This window comes from Streptomyces hydrogenans, assembly GCF_014656075.1.
In the GTDB taxonomy this organism is placed as follows: Bacteria; Actinomycetota; Actinomycetes; order Streptomycetales; family Streptomycetaceae; genus Streptomyces; species Streptomyces hydrogenans.
Genome location: NZ_BNBS01000037.1, coordinates 24,645 through 40,080 on the forward strand (window position 1 = coordinate 24,645; position 15,436 = coordinate 40,080).

Consider the following 15,436-nt stretch of genomic DNA (forward strand, 5'->3'; position numbering starts at 1 on the left):
ATCACGGACGATCCCGCATCGGCGCGGGCTCGCCCCACAGCTACCGACCCGAGCCGTTCAAGATCCACTCGCGGGGGGCGGATTCACTCTCCAGGCGCGCGGAAGAACCCGTCCGTGTGGCAGGGCCGTTCAGGCGCCCGCGGCCTCGGAGGCCTCCTGGGTGATGCGGTCGAACTGCGCTCCCATCGCGGCGGCGAGGGCCTGTGCGGCGGACAGCGGCCGGACCATGACGGTGAAGTCGTCGATCTTCCCGTCCTCGTCGAGATGGAGGAAGTCGCAGCCCTGGATCCGCCGTCCGTCGACGGTCGCGGTGAAGACCAGGGCGTGGTCGCGGCCCTCGGGGTCCCCGATCTCGCGGACGTAGGTGAAGTCGTCGAGGACCCGCATCACCGCGCGCAGGATCGCGGCCGTGATGGCCTTGCCGGGGTACGGCTTGAAGGCGATGGGACTGGTGAAGACGACGTCCTCGGCGAGCAGCGCCGCGATGGCGTCCTCGTCGCGCCGCTCCACGGCCTGGCGGAAGGGGTGCATGAGCGCATCTCCATAGTCAACTAAATGAATAGGTGACTCGGAGGGTAGGGCGAGGTGGGGGACCTGTCCACCCCGACCGTCCGCGCGCACGCCGCCGCACACCGGTCCCCGTGGGGGTGTGCCGCGTGGAGCGGTGTGCCGGCGCGCGGGGAAGGTCGGCTGTTCTCGCCGCGTGCCCGTCAGGGGCTCTGCTGGACGACGCCCCGGGTGGAGAAGGTGACCGGATCGCCGCCGGTGAAGTCGCCCGGGGGGATGCCCGGATGGTGGCCCTGCTTCGCCGGGGGCTGTTCGTCGTGGGCGCCGGGCTGTTCCTCGCCGGCGCCGAGGGTGAGGCGCGAGACGATGCGGTAGCGGTCGCCGCGGTAGAGCGAGTGGACGTACTCCACCGCGCGGCCGCGGGAATCGGTGGTGAGCCGCTCGAAGAGGAGCGCGGGGGAGAGCTCCGGCACGTCGAGCAGGTCGGCTTCGGCCCGGGTGACGACGGTGGGTTCGATGGACTGCACCGCCTCGCTGACCTGGACCCCGTGGTGGTCCCGGAGGTGCTCGTAGAGATCGCCCTGTTCGAGTTCCTCGCTGGTCAGCCCGGGGGCGAGGTCGGCCCGGACGTGCAGGTGCTCGATGGCCATGGGGGAGCCGTCCACGAGGCGGAGCCGGGCCACGTACAGGATCTCGGCGGCGGGGGAGACGCGGAGCTTGCGGCTGACGCGGGCGCCGGCCGGGAGCGTGCGGAACTCCAGCAGTCTGCTGGTCCACACGCCGCCGGCCTGCGGGAGGGTGAAGGCGTTCCGGTCGGAGATCAGCTCCTGGGTGATCTTCTCCGCGGCCACGAACATGCCCCGGCCGTGCTCGCGGACCAGCAGTCCCGCGACGACCAGCTCGTCGACGGCCGCGCGCAGGGTGGGGCGTGACACGCCGAGCCGGGCGCAGAGGACGCGTTCGGACGGGATGGCGTCGCCGGGGCGCCTCGCCTCGATGAGCTCGAGGATCGCGTCACGGACCCGTTCGCGCTTGAGCATCGCGCCGGAGGCTGCCGCGTCGATCTCCATAAGGCTCTCGTTCGTCGTCGGGACGTTCGCTGGTCAACCTTAACTGGTCCACTGGTCAGGTTTCAACGTCGCTCCGGATGGTGGGTGCAGCCATCTCCTTTCGGCCGTTGGCAGCCAAATTCCGTCAATGCTGCGGGGGTTGACGGCGACATTGGTCCATGCCACCTTCATCTCGCGCCAACTGGTAAACCCCTGACAGGTCAAGTGGTCAACTCGGGGTTTGCCTCCGTTCCCGGCCCCCCCAGAGGTGAATCGTGAAGCACCGCCCCCTCGCCCTGCTCGGCGCCCTGCTGCTGAGCACCGGACTCGTCGCCTGTTCCTCGTCCGGTGACGGGCAGGACGCCGGCGGGCCCACCGTCCTCGACGTCTGGCTGATGCGCGACAGCGTCTCGGACGCCTTCCAGAAGGAGTTCGAGACCGGCTTCGAGAAGGCCCACCCGGAGATCGACGTCAGAATCCAGATCCAGGAGTGGGAGGGCATCGGCGAGAAGGTCACCGCCGCCCTGGCCAGCAACGACGCCCCGGACGTCATCGAGGTCGGCAACACCCAGGTCGCCCAGTACGCCCAGAGCGGGGGGCTCACCGACTTCACCGACAAGGTCGACGAGCTCGACGGCGACTTCTGGCTCGAAGGGCTCGCCGAGCCCGGCGCCTGGGAGGGCAAGCAGTACGGCATCCCGTACTACGCGGCCAACCGCGTCGTCATCTACCGCACCGACCTCTTCCGGAAGGCGGGTGTCGACGCCACGAAGATCAAGACGCGGGACCAGTGGATCGCCGCCACCGAGAAGCTCGACCAGGGAGACGTGCAGGGTATCTACCTCCCGGGCCAGAACTGGTTCGCCCTCGCCGGCTTCGTCTGGGACGAGGGCGGCGACCTCGCCGTCCAGGACGGCGGCGGCTGGAAGGGCGGCCTGGACAGCCCCGAAGCGCTGCGGGCCATGGAGTTCTACAAGCGGCTCCAGGCGCTCGGCAAGGGCCCCAAGGACTCCGACGAGTCCCGCCCGCTCCAGGCCGACGTCGTGGCCAAGGGGCAGGTCGCGCAGGTCATCGCCACCCCCGGAGGCGCCGGCGTCATCGCCCAGAAGAACCCCGCCCTCAAGGGCAGACTGGGCTTCTTCCCCATCCCCGGCAAGACCCCCGACACCCCGGGCGCCGTCTTCACCGGCGGCTCCGACCTGGTCGTCCCCGCCGTCGCGGCGCACCAGGACGAGGCGTACACCTTCATCAAGGAACTCACCGGCGACGCCTGGCAGACCAAGCTCGCCCTCGCCATGAGCTACGTCCCCAACAAGACCACCCTCGCCACCGCCGTCGCCTCCGACCCCGGGGCCGCCGCCATGGCCGTCGGCGCCGCCAACGGACACGCCACCCCCAACACGCCCCAGTGGGCGGCGGTCGAGGCCAAGAACCCGATCAAGGACTACATGACGGCCGTGCTCACCGGCCGCGACGCCGAGGCCGCGGCGGCCGAGGCGGCCCGGTCCATCACGACCACCCTGAACAGCGGTTCCTGACCGATGCCCGCCCGACCCTCCCCGCCCGCGCACCGCGGTCGCCGCTTCGCCCCCGGGCCGTACCTGCTGATCGCACCGGCGGTCCTGGGCATGCTCTACCTCCTGCTCTACCCCTTCGGCCGGGCCCTGCTCATCTCCTTCCAGGACTTCCGGCTGCGCGAACTGATCAAGGGCGACGCCGAGTTCGTGGGGCTGCGCAACTACCAGACCCTGCTGGGCGACCCCAGGTTCTGGGACGTCGTCCGCCGCACCTTCCTCTTCATGGCGGTCAACGTCGTCGCCATCATGATCCTCGCGACGCTGGTCGCCCTGATGACCGAACGGCTCGGGAAGATCGGCCGGACCGTGGTCCTGAGTTCGCTGGTGCTGGTGTGGGCGGTGCCCGTCGTGGCCGCCACCACCGTCTTCCAGTGGCTGTTCCACTCCCAGTTCGGCATCGTCAACGAGACCCTCACCGACCTCGGCTTCGACTCCTTCGAGGAGTACACCTGGTTCGCCGACGGCCGCGCCGCCTTCGCCATCCTCGTCGTCCTCATCGTGTGGCAGTCGGTGCCGTTCGCCGCCATCACCCTCTACTCCGCCCTCACCACCGTGCCGCAGGAGCTCTACGAGTCGGCCCGCCTCGACGGCGCCGGCGCCGCGCGGATCTTCCGCTCCGTGACCTTCCCGCTCGTCCGGCCGATCTTCATGCTCGTGGTCTCCCTGGAGGTGATCTGGACCTTCAAGGCGTTCGTCCAGATCTGGGTCATGACCCGGGGCGGGCCGGGCGACGCCACGACCATCCTGCCCGTCTACGCCGTGCAGACCGCCCTCGCCAACCAGCGCTACGACCTGGGATCGGCCGCCTCCATGCTCACCCTCCTGCTCATGAGCGGTGTCCTCGTCCTCTACTTCCGCCAACTGTTCCGCCAGGAGGGCGAGCACCTGTGATCACGACCCGCAGGCCCGCCTCCCGGCGCCGGCTCCGCAGGCTCCCGCTCCACGCGGCGGCCGCCCTGACCGTGACGGTCTGCCTCTTCCCGGTCTACTGGATGGTGTCGACGGCCTTCCGGCCGTCCCGCGACATCCAGTCCTACGAACCCGGCCTGATCCCGCGGGAATGGACACTCGACCACTTCCGTACGGCGGTCCAGGCCGACGGCTTCGCCCTGTTCTGGCGCAACAGCGTCCTGGTCACGCTCAGCGCCGTGCTCCTCGCCCTGGTCGTCGCGCTCGCCGCCGCCTACGCCGTGGCGCGGCTGCGCTGGCGCGGCCGACGGCAGTTCATGCTGGCGGTGTTCATCGCCCAGATGGCGCCGTGGGAGTCCCTGGTCATCCCGGTCTACATCATCTCCCGCGACACGAACATGCTCGACCGGCTGCCCACCCTCACCCTCGTCTACTTCATGATCACCCTGCCGTTCACGGTGGTCGTCCTGCGCGGCTTCATCGCCGGCATCCCGCCCGAACTGGAGGAGGCGGCGCAGGTCGACGGCTGCACCCGCGTCGGTGCCTTCCGCCGGATCGCCTTCCCGCTGCTCGCACCGGGGCTGATGGCCACCTCGCTCTTCGGCTTCATCACCGCCTGGAACGAGTTCACCTACGCCAACTTCCTCATCATCAAACAGCAGGACAGCCGCACGCTGCCCGTCTGGCTCTCGTCCTTCCAGACCACCTTCGGCACCGACTGGGGGGCCACCATGGCCGCCTCCACCCTCTTCGCCCTGCCCGCGCTGATCGTCTTCCTCGCCCTCCAGCGCCACGTCACCTCGGGCCTCACCGCCGGCGGGGTCAAGGGCTGAGCCCCTCCCTCCGCCTCCCGTGCCCCCCGCAGAACACCGGAGACCACCCCCGTGGACCTGCCCCGCCCCGCCCACCGGCCCGCCCGGCCCGACCTCACCCTCGTCCCCCGCCCCCGCAGGCTGTCCCCCCGCCCCGGCCGCTTCCGCCTCGACGCCGGCACCCGCCTGCGCGTCGCCCCCGGCGCCGAGACCGCCGCCGACCTGCTCCGCGCCTACCTCGCGACCGGCACCGGGCCGTGCCTGGAACCCGCCGACGACGGCGCGTTCGTCCTCGCCCTCGACCCCGCGCTCACCGGACTCGGCCAGGAGGGGTACGGGCTGACCGTCTCCGAACAGGGCGTACTGCTGCGCGCCGCACGCCCCGCCGGACTGCTCCGCGGCGTCCAGACCGTCCGTCAGCTCCTGCCGTACGAGGCCCTCGCCGGGCCGTCCGGCACGGACCTCGAACTGCCCGGCGTGGAGATCACCGACGTGCCCGCGCACCCCTGGCGCGGCATGCTGCTCGACGTCGCCCGGCACTTCCAGCCCGTCTCCTACCTGCACCGCTTCGTCGACCTGCTCGCCCTGCACAAGCTCAACGTGCTCCAGCTCCACCTCACCGACGACCAGGGCTGGCGGATGCCGGTCGCCGCCCACCCCCGGCTCACCGAGGTCGGCGGCCGACGGGCGCAGTCGATGGTCGGCCCCGCCGGCAGCGACCGCTTCGACGGCCGCCCGCACGGAGGCGCGTACACCCGCGCGGAACTCGCCGGACTCGTCTCCTACGCCGCCGCCCGGGGGGTGACCGTCGTCCCGGAGATCGGCGTGCCGGGACACGTACGGTCCGCCCTGGCCGCCTACCCGGAGCTGGGCAACCACCCGGACCGCCGCCTCGACGTGTGGACCCGGTGGGGGGTGTGCGCGAACGTGCTCGGCGTCGGCGACCACGTCCTCGACTTCTTCCGCACCGTCCTCGACGAGGTCATGGACGTCTTCCCGTCCCCCTACGTCCACCTCGGGGGCGACGAAGTCCCCACCGGGGAATGGGAGTCCAGCCCTGCGGCCGTCGCCCGCGCGGCCCGCGAGGGGCTGTCCGGTCCCCGCGCGCTGCACGGCTGGTTCATGGACCGGATGGCCGGCCACGTCGTCCGGGCCGGCCGCCGCCCGGTCGCCTGGGCCGAGGACGGCGCCACGCTGCCGCTGTCCTGCACGGTCATGAGCTGGCGCACCCCCGAGCACGCCTGGGCCGCGGCCCGACGCGGCCACGACGTCATCCACGCCGACCACCGGCGCACCTACTTCGACTACGCCCGCGGCTCCGGCCCGGGCGAGCCGCCCGCGCAGCCGGGGCACACCACGGGCCTGCGGAGCGTGTACGACGTCGAGCTGCTGCCGCCGCCGGACGAGCCGGAACTCGCCGGGAGGGTCCTCGGCGCGCAGGGACAGCTGTGGACCGAGTTCGTCCCGACGCCCGCCCACATCGAGTACCTCACCTTTCCCCGCCTGTGCGCGCTCGCCGAGCGGGCCTGGCACCCGGCCGACGACTGGAGGGACTTCCGCAGCCGGCTGGACGGGCACCGGGCGCGGCTGACCGCGCTCGGCGTCCCGCACGACACCCTCAGGGACCCCGCCCCCGCGTGACCGCCCGGGCCCGTCCCGCATCCCCCACGAGCCCTCCCGCCGGCCGGCGGGAGCGAACGAAAGGAACCCCGTCGGATGAGCACCCGTACCCCCCGCCGCACCAGGACGGCCCTCGCCGTGGCCGCGATCGCCGGCAGCGCCGCCCTCGCCACCTTCCCCCTCACCACCGCGTCCGCCTCCGAGGGCGGGGTCGCCGTCCAGTACCGGACCAGCGCCTCCGGCGCCACCGCCGACCAGAGCGAGCCCTGGCTCAAGGTGCGCAACACCGGCGCCACGAGCGTGGCGCTGAACCAGGTCAAGATCCGCTACTACTTCAAGGCGGACTCCCCGACCGCCACGTACCGCTTCGCCTGCTCGTGGGCGGTCAAGGGCTGCTCGGCCATCACCGGCACCTTCGGCACGCTCGCCAACCCCACCGCGACGGCCGACCGCTACCTGGAGATCGGTTTCACCTCCGCGGCGGGGTCGCTCGCCCCCGGCGCCGACACCGGCGACATGCAGCTGCGCTTCCACCAGGCCAACTGGCAGACCCTGACCCAGGGGGACGACTACTCCTTCCAGGGCGCGCCGACCTCGTACACCGACTGGACCAAGGTCACCGCGCAGCTCGCGGGCGTGAACGTGTGGGGCACGGCCCCGGCCGGCAACGAGCCCACCGAACCGCCCACGACCCCGCCGACCACACCGCCCACCACCCCGCCCCCCGGCGGCGGCGCGACCCTCTTCGACGACTTCTCCTACACCTCGCACACCGACCCGGCGCTCGCCGCCCACGGCTGGAACGTCCGCTCCAACTCCGGCGGCCCCGGTGTCCCCGGCGCCACCTGGGACCCCTCGAAGGTCACCTTCGTCTCCCAGAGCGGCAACACGGTGATGAACCTGGAGACCTCCAGCGCCGGCACCGGGGCCAGCACCACCCACACGGAGGTCCTCACCAAGGCGAGCAAGTTCAGGAACGGCACGTACGCGGCCCGGGTCAAGTTCTCGGACGCCCCCAAGTACGGTCCGGACGGCGACCGGATCGTCCAGACCTTCTTCACCATCAACGACCTCAAGGCCCCGATGGCCGACGACTACGCCGAGTACGACTTCGAGTACCTGCCCAACGGCGGCTGGGGCGAGCCGGCCAACATCCTCTACACGACCTCCTGGGAGACCTACAACCCCGACCCCTGGCAGGCGGTCAACCAGCACAGCGAGAGCCGCACCAGCTTCGCCGGCTGGCACGACCTGGTCGTGACCATCGACGACAGCAGGATCACCTACTACGTCGACGGCGCCGTCTTCGGCACCCACGACGCCGCCTACCTGCCCGAGCGGCCCATGTCCATCAACTTCAACCAGTGGCTGATCGACCTCAACGGCCAGACGTCGACCACCCCGCGCGCCTACGACCAGCAGGTCGACTACGTCCTGCACGTCAAGGACCAGGTCCTCACCCCCGCGCAGGTCACCGCCAGGCTCGCCGCCCTGCGCGGCGCCGGCACGACCTTCGTCGACGAGGTCCCGGCGTCCTGAACCCGGAAGGGGAGGGACCCGCCGCGACGGGTCCCTCCCCTTCTCACACCGGCGTCACTGTCCGGGCGCGGCCGCCGCCGGGGGCGGCGTGGGGGCCGCGGCCGGATCGTCGCCCAGGACGAGGGCCTTCGCCCTGCGGAACTCCTCGTCGGTGATGTGGCCACCGGCCCGCAGCTCGGACAGCCTGGCCAGTTCGTCGACGCTGCTTGTACGGTCCGTGCCCGCGGCGGTCTTGCGGATGTACGCGTCGAAGTCCTGCTGCTGGGCCCGTGCCTGGGCGATCTCGCGCCGGCCCATGTTCTTGCCGCGGGCGATCACGTAGACCAGCACGCCGAGGAACGGCAGCAGGATGACGAAGGCCAGCCAGCCCGCCTTGGCCCACCCGTTCATCTCGTGGTCCCGGAAGATGTCCATGATGATCCGGAACAGCAGGATGAACCACAGGATCCACAGGAAGAACCAGAGCATGCTCCAGAACACGCTGAGCAGCGGGTAGTCGTAGGCCAGGTACATGGTCTTCTCCGTTCTGGGAACCGCGAAGCCGCGGTGCGGCGCCGCAGCGCCTGCCGCGCCCGGCGCTCAGGCCGGGGTGCGGGCGTCCGGGCCGTCCGGCCCGTCCGCGTCGGTGAGGCCCGCCTTGCGCAGGGCGGACCGCCAGGCCAGGGCCAGCGCGGTCTCGGCCAGGCCCAGCAGGACGAGCCAGAGGCCGAGCAGCCGGGTCAGGACCCGGGCCGACTCGGCCGGCATCGCCAGCACCACGATCCCGGCCGCGACGCCGAGGACGGCGAGCGCGATGACCAGGCCGCGGTGCGGCAGGTCCTTGGCCGAGAGGGCGCCGTACAGCGTGACGACACCGGAGACCAGCCAGACCGCGCCCACCACGAGGGAGAGCGCGCCGATCGTCTGGAGCGGGTTGCGCAGGCACAGGACGCCGCCGAGGACGAACAGCACGGCCACCAGCAGGCCGGCCAGCCGTTCGCCCGCCTCGCGGCGGCCGAAGACCATGACGAAGCGGAAGCCGCCGGACACCAGCAGGTACAGCCCGACGAGCACCCCCAGGACGTGGAGGGTCGCCTCCGGCCAGACCAGCGCCAGGATGCCGGGCACCAGCGTGGCGATGGCGCCGCCCAGGAACCACACCCAGGACCGCGCGAGCCGGGCCAGCTGCTCCTCCGGGTCCGACGCTCCGGGGGGTGTGCGTGTGCCCATGGGAGAGGTCATCGCTCCTCCTCTCCTCTCGGTGCCGCGACGGCGGTGGGAACCCGTGGCCCCGCGCCGGACGGCAGCCGGTCGATAAGCCTTATATGTGGCTTATCGACCGTACCGTGCGAGGGGGCGGCTGTCTCGCGCAGCGTCAGCGGCGGGCTACCGAACCGGAGGACGGCCGGATCCCCGCTCCGTCGCCTACTCCGTCCGGAGGGCCGTGGCGGTCCTGGTCCCTGCCGCCCAGCCGGCCGGCAGGAGGGCGCCCAGGCCGGCGATGACCAGTCCGCCGAAGGCCAGCGGCACCACCTCCGCCGGGTGGTAGACGGCGAGCACGGAACCGGGGAACCGGAGCCCCGCGCCCTCGCCCATCGTCGGCACCACCCAGCCGTGCAGCAGCATCCCCAGCGGCACCCCGGCGGCGCCCGCGACCAGTCCGGTCACGGCCACGGAGGTGAGGACCGTCGCGAGGGTCTGGCGCGGGGTCATGCCGAGCGCCTTGTGCACCCCGATCTCCCGGACCCGCTCCCGGGTGTCGAGCAGCACGCCGTTGAGGACGCCGAGCGCGGCGACGGCCACGAGCATCAGGGTGAGGCTCACCGAGAGCGCGTTGAGCGTCAGCACCATGTCGCTTCCCCCGCCCGACCCGCCGGCCCGCGCGGCGACGCCCCACTGCGCCAGCCTCCCGTTCAGTTCCCCGACGTACGCGGACACGTCCGTGCCGGGCCGCACCGCGATGTGATGGCTCGACTCCGAGAGGTCGGGGCGCGCCGCCGCGAGCGTCGAGGCGTCGGTGAAGACCTGCCTCCCGTCGTTGCGGGGGTCGAGCACCTCGCCGACGATCCGGACCGTGACCGGCGCGGCCGGTACGTTCACGGTGACGGTGTCGCCGAGCCGCGTGCCCGTCGCGGCCAGGAAGGGCGTCGGCACCACCGCTTCGCCGGGCCGCTCGATCCAGCGGCCCGCGACCATCGCGTAGCCGCCCCAGGAGGCGTCGCCGGTGAAGGCGACGACGTCGACGATGCCGCTCACCCCCGCCACGGTCGCCCGCAGCTTCGCGGCGGCGTAGTGCCGCGCCGTGCCGGCGGTGGACTCGACGGCCCCGGCGACCAGCGCCGGGTCGACCCTCGGAGGCCCGTCGGAGCGCGCCCCGCCGGGACCGGGGCCCGGCCGGGGCCCGGGCACGACGACATCGGCCGCGTCATGGGCCCGGGCCTCCATCACCCGGCCGAGCGACCCGGCCATCCCCACCGTGAAGGTGACGGCCACGGTGCCGAACAGGACCGCCGTGCCCATGGCCAGCGCCCGGGCGGGCCGCGCGAACGGCCGGGCCAGGCCCAGCGCGACCGGCTGCGGCAACGGCAGCCGACCGACCGCCCGCGCCGCCCGCCGCGGCCGCCCCGCCGGGGCGGCGCGCCCGACGGCGAGGGCGTCGACGGTCCGCAGCCGGCCGGCCCGCCAGGCACTCGCCCACGCCGTCACGGCCACCAGCCCGAGGACCCCGGCGACCACCACCCCGTCGACCCAGGGCGCCACGCCGAGCGACGAGGTGCCGTACGCCTCCCCGGCCTCGGCCAGGATCGGCACGGCGAGCAGATGGCCGGTGAGCACGCCCAGCGCCGTTCCGGCTGCCGCCGGCACCAGCGCCTGCCCCATGTACGCCCGCACGACCTGCCCCGGGGTGAAGCCGACGGCCTTCAGGACGCCGATGCGGCGCGTGGCCGTGCCGACGGCGGACGCCACCACGTTCCCGACGACGAGCACGGACATCACCAGGCCCAGCGCGCCGAACGCGACGAGGAACGGCACGTAGACGGAGGTGTCGCGCGCGACGGACTCCCGCACGGTCAGCCACGACTGCCGCCCGAGGACCGCGCCCCGGGGCAGCCCGGCCGTCACGGACGCGACGCCCGAGGAGACCTGGGCGGCCGTGGCCGCCTCGGTGAAGCGGTACAGCATCTGATAGCCCCCGCTGCCGTCCCCCTCGCCGTCGTCGCCGGGGGCGGTGAGCGCGGGCATCTGGGACGGCACCACCCAGGCGTCGGCGGTGTCCGTGACCGAGCGCGCCACCCCGACCACCGTCAGGGCGGGGCCGCCGGGCAGGTCGGGGAAGGCGATCGACGCGCCCAGGACCGGTGGGATCGGGGAGCCGGCGGCCAGGGCGATCTCGCCCGGACGCGCCGGCCACCGCCCGTCGACCAGCTCCACCTCGTCCACGGCGCGGCCCGGGTCGCCCCGCCTGACCAGGGTCATCGGCCACCCGGAGCCGGGTCCGTCCGACCGCGGCACGACCGGCGCCGTGCGGAACGGGCCGGCCGCCCCGCTCACCCCGTCGGCGCGCCCGGACGCCGCCAGCCGCCCGGCCTCCACCCTCCCCGCGTCGAACCGCACCGACAGGTGCGCGCCGCGCTGCCGGGCGAAGGCGTCGTCGAAGGGCGCGGCCGACACCACCAGGAGCGAGCCGCCGAGGACGGACGCGGCCACCGCGATCAGCGCGGCCAGCGCGATCACCAGGGTCTGCACCCGGCGTCCGCGCACCCCCGAACGCACCACCGAGCCGAGCGCGCTCATCGGACGGCCTCCGGCGCGCCGAGCGACCCGGGCTCCGCGCCGGCGGCCCGGGACGGGCCGTCCTCGACGATCCGGCCGTCGGCGATCCGGACCGTGCGGTCCGTGCAGGACCGGGCCAGGGCCGGATCGTGGGTGACCACGACGACGGTCTGCCCCTCCGCGTGGAGCTCGGAGAGCAGCCGGCTCACGTCCTGCCCGGCGGCCGTGTCCAGGGCCCCCGTCGGCTCGTCGGCCAGGAGCAGCGCCGGCCGGTTCATCAACGCCCGGGCCACCGCCACCCGCTGCCGCTCGCCGCCGGACAGCCGCCCCGGGAGGGCGCCGCCGTGCCGGCCGATGCCCAGCAGCTCCAGGAGCTCCGTCGCCCGCCGCCGGGCCGCGCCGCGCGCGGCACCCGCCAGGCGCGCGGGCAGGACCACGTTGTCGAGGACGGTCAGGTCGTCGAGCAGGTGGAAGAACTGGAAGACCATGCCGACCTTCGCCCGCCGGTAGAGCGCCGATCCGGCCTCGCCCAGGCGGTCCACCCGCACCCCGTCCACGGTGACGGTCCCCTCGTCGGGCCGGTCCAGACCCGCGATCAGGTGGAGCAGCGTCGACTTGCCGCTGCCCGAGGGGCCGACGACCGCGACGGCCTCACCCCGCCGCACGGTCAGCGACACCCGGTCCAGGGCGGGCGGCCCGCCGTCGTGGCGACGGCTCACCTCGGACAGGTCGATCACGGGCTCGGTCATGGGACGACTCCTCGGATACGCGCGATGGGCTCCGTGCACGCTAGGAGCGGGCCCGTCCCGTCCGCGTCGGCCGCCCGGACCCCCTGACGTACCGCGCCGGGACCAGCCCGCCGGACGTCATCCCCGCGATGTAGGCGAGCGGTGTACGCCGCGCGCGGAAAGCGGCCGCGGAGGCGGACTCCCCGGCGACACGGCGACCGCGACAATGAACCGGTGACGGATCCACGGACAGCACCGGAACGCCTGCGGGAGGCCGCCCGCGGGGCGCTGCGCGACCTCTGGCGCCCGAGCGGCCCTCCGCCCCGGCCCACCCCGCGCGCCTGGCGGTTCGACGTGCTCCTCGCGCTGTTCCTCGGCGCCGTGACCGTCTACTACGGCATCGACAACGTCGGCGTCGTCATGGTGCGAGAGATCGCCCCCGGCATGGAGCGCGTGATCGTGCGGCGCCCCTCGGGAGCCGGCGGACTGGCCCTCATGGTGACGCTCGCGGCCCTCGCCTCCGGCGCGCTCGCGCTGCGCCGCCGCCACCCCCTCGCCGTGCTCTGCGTGGTGACCGCCGCGACCCTGGCCACGCCGCAGAGCGTGCTGCGGCTGACCTTCTACGCCTTCGTCATCGCCGTCTACAGCGCCGCCGTGTACAGCCCCTACCGGGTGGCGACGCTGGTCGCGCTGCCGGTCGCGGTCGCCCTCGTCGGCACCTCGGGGAACGCGACGACGCCCATCGTCCCCAACGAGTACATCGCCCTGCTGATCCTGGCGCCGATGGCGGTGGCGGCGGTCGGCCTGCGCACCTGGAAGCTCCGGACGGACGAGGGCCGCGCCCGGCTCACCGCCCTGGAGCGCGAACAGGCGGAGGCGCTGCGCCGGGCCGTCGAGCACGAGCGGGCCCGGATCGCCCGCGAACTGCACGACGTCGTCACCCACAACGTCAGCGTGATGATCATCCAGGCGGGGGCCGCCCGCACCGTCATGCGGACCTCCCCGGAACAGGCCGGCGAGGCCCTGCTGGCCGTCGAGGCCGGCGGCCGGGCGGCCATGACCGAACTGCGGCACGTCATGGGCCTGCTCACCATGGCGGACGACGACCCCGACGACGCGGAGCCGGACGCGCACCCGGAGCTGTCGCCCCAGCCCGGCCTGGACCAGCTGGAGGCGCTCGTCGGCCGGGTCCGGGACGCCGGGCTGCCCGTCGCCCTGACGGTGACCGGCCCGCCGCGCCCCCTGCCGCCGGGGCTCGAACTCGCCGCGTACCGCGTGGTGCAGGAGGCCCTGACCAACACCGTCAAGCACGCGGCCGGTGCCACCGCCGCCGTGACGGTCGAGTACCGCCCCGAGCGGCTCCGCGTCGAGGTCACCGACACCGGCGGCCGGCCGGCGGCGGGGACCGGCAGCGGCCGGGGGCTCATCGGCCTGCGCGAACGCCTCGCCGTCCACGACGGCACCCTGCACGCGGGCCGGCGCCTGACCGGCGGCTACCGTGTGGAGGCCCTGATCCCCCTGGAGACGTCTTGACCCCGCCGCCGCGTGTGCTCCTCGCCGACGACCAGACCCTGGTCCGCACCGGATTCCGTCTGATCCTCGGCGCGGACGGCATCGACGTCGTCGCCGAGGCGACCAACGGCGCGGAGGCGGTCGCCGCCGTCCGCCGCACCCGTCCCGACGTCGTCCTCATGGACGTGCGGATGCCCGAGATGGACGGCCTGGAGGCCACCCGCCGGATCCTCACCGGCGTCCCCGACGCGCCCCGCGTCATCATCCTGACCACCTTCGACCTCGACCGGTACGTCTACGCCGCCCTCTCCGCCGGAGCCAGCGGCTTCCTCCTCAAGGACGTCACCCCCGAGCAGCTGACCGCGGCCGTCCGCACCGTCCGCACCGGCGACGCCCTCCTCGCCCCCGCCATCACCCGCCGCCTCGTCCAGCGCTTCACCCGCCGCGGCGGCGACGCCGACGCCCTCCACCGCGACCTCGCCGCCCTCACCCCCCGGGAGGTGGAGGTCCTCACCCTCCTCGCGCGCGGACTGAGCAACGCCGAACTCGCCGCCCGCCTCCACCTGGCCGAGGCCACCGTCAAGACCCACGTCGCCCGCATCCTCGCCAAACTGAGCCTCCGGGACCGGGTCCAGGCCGTCATCGTCGCCTACGAGACGGGCCTGGTGAGCACGGGTACTCCGGAGGAGCGGACCGAGGACCGGTCCTGACCCGGGCCGCCCGCGCGGTGGCTAGGGTGGCCGGGGAGGGGGAGGTGCGTGCAGATGGCCGGTACGGAAGCGGGTCCGGGGCGCGGGGTGTTGCCCGGGCCGGTGCGGGGACGGCTCGGGGCGGTGGCGGCGCTGGCCGCGCTCGTGGTCGCGGGGCTCGGGGTCCTGTACGGCGGGGACAGCGGACCGGGGAGGGTCGACGCGCGGGTCCGGGCGCTGCTGGGCGGGGTGGGGGCGTCCTGGCGGGCCTTCGCCGAGGCCGTGGACTTCCTGGGGGAGCCGGTGGGTGCGGCGGCGCTCGTCCTGGGCACGGTGACGGGGTGTCTGCTGCTGCGGCGGCCCCGCGCGGCGGTGCTCGTGGTGGCCGGGGCCGGTACGGCCGTCGTGGCGACCACGGTGCTCAAGTCCGTGGTGGGGCGGACCATCCACGGCGGGTACCTCGCCTTCCCGAGCGGGCACACCGCCTTCCTCACCGCGTACGCGCTCGTGACGGCGCTGCTCGTGACCGGCCGGCTCGGCCTCGGGCGGACGGCCGGCCCGTCCCTCGTGCTCGCCGCCGGGACGGCCGCCGGCGCCGTCATGGGCTGGGCCCAGATCGTGCTGGACGCGCACTACCCGACCGACGTCCTCGGCGGATGGTTCACCGCGCTGGCGGTGGTGCCGGCGACCGCGTGGCTGGTCGACCGCGTCGCCGACACCGCGCGCCTGGACGGACGCTGA

The 15,436-nt window shown here is 73.7% G+C and carries 14 protein-coding genes; 8 read left to right on the forward strand and 6 right to left on the reverse strand.

What is annotated here, in order from left to right:
- Positions 1-129: 129 nt before the first annotated feature.
- Both IE321_RS17575 and IE321_RS17580 read right to left on the reverse strand, forming a co-directional pair.
- A complete protein-coding gene (locus IE321_RS17575; RefSeq protein ID WP_043231034.1) occupies positions 130-531 on the reverse strand; it encodes a nuclear transport factor 2 family protein in 402 nt (133 codons plus the stop codon).
- A gap of 179 nt (positions 532-710) precedes the next feature.
- Entirely contained in the window at positions 711-1,577 is an 867-nt protein-coding gene (locus IE321_RS17580; protein WP_190223598.1) for a GntR family transcriptional regulator, read from the reverse strand.
- Positions 1,578-1,831: 254 nt separating this feature from the next.
- Here IE321_RS17580 and IE321_RS17585 point away from each other — a divergent pair, with 254 nt between their 5' ends.
- The 5 genes from IE321_RS17585 to IE321_RS17605 all read left to right on the forward strand — a co-directional run bounded on the left by IE321_RS17585 (position 1,832) and on the right by IE321_RS17605 (position 8,013).
- On the forward strand, positions 1,832-3,094 hold the full coding sequence (locus tag IE321_RS17585; RefSeq protein WP_043231028.1) for an extracellular solute-binding protein: 1,263 nt from the start codon (positions 1,832-1,834) through the stop codon (positions 3,092-3,094).
- A 3-nt stretch (positions 3,095-3,097) separates the two neighbouring features.
- On the forward strand, positions 3,098-4,024 hold the full coding sequence (locus IE321_RS17590) for a carbohydrate ABC transporter permease (protein ID WP_190223599.1): 927 nt from the start codon (positions 3,098-3,100) through the stop codon (positions 4,022-4,024).
- Positions 4,021-4,875, forward strand: a complete 855-nt coding sequence (locus IE321_RS17595; protein WP_190223600.1) for a carbohydrate ABC transporter permease — start codon at positions 4,021-4,023, stop codon at positions 4,873-4,875. Before IE321_RS17590 ends, IE321_RS17595 begins: the two co-directional genes overlap by 4 nt.
- A gap of 51 nt (positions 4,876-4,926) precedes the next feature.
- On the forward strand, positions 4,927-6,495 hold the full coding sequence (locus IE321_RS17600) for a beta-N-acetylhexosaminidase (RefSeq protein WP_190223601.1): 1,569 nt from the start codon (positions 4,927-4,929) through the stop codon (positions 6,493-6,495).
- A gap of 75 nt (positions 6,496-6,570) precedes the next feature.
- The gene (locus IE321_RS17605; protein WP_190223602.1) at positions 6,571-8,013 is read left to right on the forward strand and encodes a cellulose binding domain-containing protein; all 1,443 of its coding nucleotides are present in this window, start codon (positions 6,571-6,573) and stop codon (positions 8,011-8,013) included.
- Between the two features lie 54 nt (positions 8,014-8,067).
- On the opposite strand, the gene IE321_RS17610 is transcribed toward IE321_RS17605, so the two are convergent.
- From IE321_RS17610 to IE321_RS17625, 4 genes are all read right to left on the reverse strand, one after another.
- The gene (locus IE321_RS17610) at positions 8,068-8,526 is read right to left on the reverse strand and encodes an SHOCT domain-containing protein (RefSeq protein WP_190223603.1); all 459 of its coding nucleotides are present in this window, start codon (positions 8,524-8,526) and stop codon (positions 8,068-8,070) included.
- A 66-nt stretch (positions 8,527-8,592) separates the two neighbouring features.
- On the reverse strand, positions 8,593-9,234 hold the full coding sequence (locus IE321_RS17615) for an HdeD family acid-resistance protein (protein ID WP_043225241.1): 642 nt from the start codon (positions 9,232-9,234) through the stop codon (positions 8,593-8,595).
- 183 nt (positions 9,235-9,417) lie between these two features.
- A complete protein-coding gene (locus tag IE321_RS17620; RefSeq protein ID WP_190223604.1) occupies positions 9,418-11,787 on the reverse strand; it encodes an ABC transporter permease in 2,370 nt (789 codons plus the stop codon).
- Complete coding sequence (locus IE321_RS17625; protein ID WP_043225243.1) at positions 11,784-12,515, reverse strand: ABC transporter ATP-binding protein; 732 nt, start codon at positions 12,513-12,515, stop codon at positions 11,784-11,786. Before IE321_RS17625 ends, IE321_RS17620 begins: the two co-directional genes overlap by 4 nt.
- A 213-nt stretch (positions 12,516-12,728) precedes the next feature.
- On the opposite strand from IE321_RS17625, the gene IE321_RS17630 reads away from it, so the two are divergent.
- Genes IE321_RS17630 through IE321_RS17640 form a run of 3 tightly spaced genes read left to right on the forward strand, consistent with a single transcriptional unit; the run spans position 12,729 to position 15,436 of the window.
- Entirely contained in the window at positions 12,729-14,027 is a 1,299-nt protein-coding gene (locus tag IE321_RS17630; RefSeq protein WP_190223605.1) for a sensor histidine kinase, read from the forward strand.
- Positions 14,024-14,716, forward strand: a complete 693-nt coding sequence (locus IE321_RS17635) for a response regulator (RefSeq protein ID WP_043225245.1) — start codon at positions 14,024-14,026, stop codon at positions 14,714-14,716. Before IE321_RS17630 ends, IE321_RS17635 begins: the two co-directional genes overlap by 4 nt.
- A gap of 54 nt (positions 14,717-14,770) precedes the next feature.
- Positions 14,771-15,436 carry a phosphatase PAP2 family protein gene (locus IE321_RS17640; RefSeq protein WP_190223606.1) on the forward strand — a complete coding sequence of 222 codons (666 nt, stop codon included), beginning with the start codon at positions 14,771-14,773 and terminating at the stop codon, positions 15,434-15,436.

Excerpts from the sequence above, each read along its gene's own strand:
- IE321_RS17575 (WP_043231034.1), bottom strand. The coding sequence starts at position 531 with ATGCACCCCTTCCGCCAGGCCGTGGAGCGGCGCGACGAGGACGCCATC.
- IE321_RS17580 (WP_190223598.1), bottom strand. The coding sequence starts at position 1,577 with ATGGAGATCGACGCGGCAGCCTCCGGCGCGATGCTCAAGCGCGAACGG.
- IE321_RS17590 (WP_190223599.1), top strand. The coding sequence starts at position 3,098 with ATGCCCGCCCGACCCTCCCCGCCCGCGCACCGCGGTCGCCGCTTCGCC.
- IE321_RS17605 (WP_190223602.1), top strand. The coding sequence starts at position 6,571 with ATGAGCACCCGTACCCCCCGCCGCACCAGGACGGCCCTCGCCGTGGCC.
- IE321_RS17610 (WP_190223603.1), bottom strand. The coding sequence starts at position 8,526 with ATGTACCTGGCCTACGACTACCCGCTGCTCAGCGTGTTCTGGAGCATG.
- IE321_RS17615 (WP_043225241.1), bottom strand. The coding sequence starts at position 9,234 with ATGACCTCTCCCATGGGCACACGCACACCCCCCGGAGCGTCGGACCCG.
- IE321_RS17620 (WP_190223604.1), bottom strand. The coding sequence starts at position 11,787 with ATGAGCGCGCTCGGCTCGGTGGTGCGTTCGGGGGTGCGCGGACGCCGG.
- IE321_RS17625 (WP_043225243.1), bottom strand. The coding sequence starts at position 12,515 with ATGACCGAGCCCGTGATCGACCTGTCCGAGGTGAGCCGTCGCCACGAC.
- IE321_RS17640 (WP_190223606.1), top strand. The coding sequence starts at position 14,771 with ATGGCCGGTACGGAAGCGGGTCCGGGGCGCGGGGTGTTGCCCGGGCCG.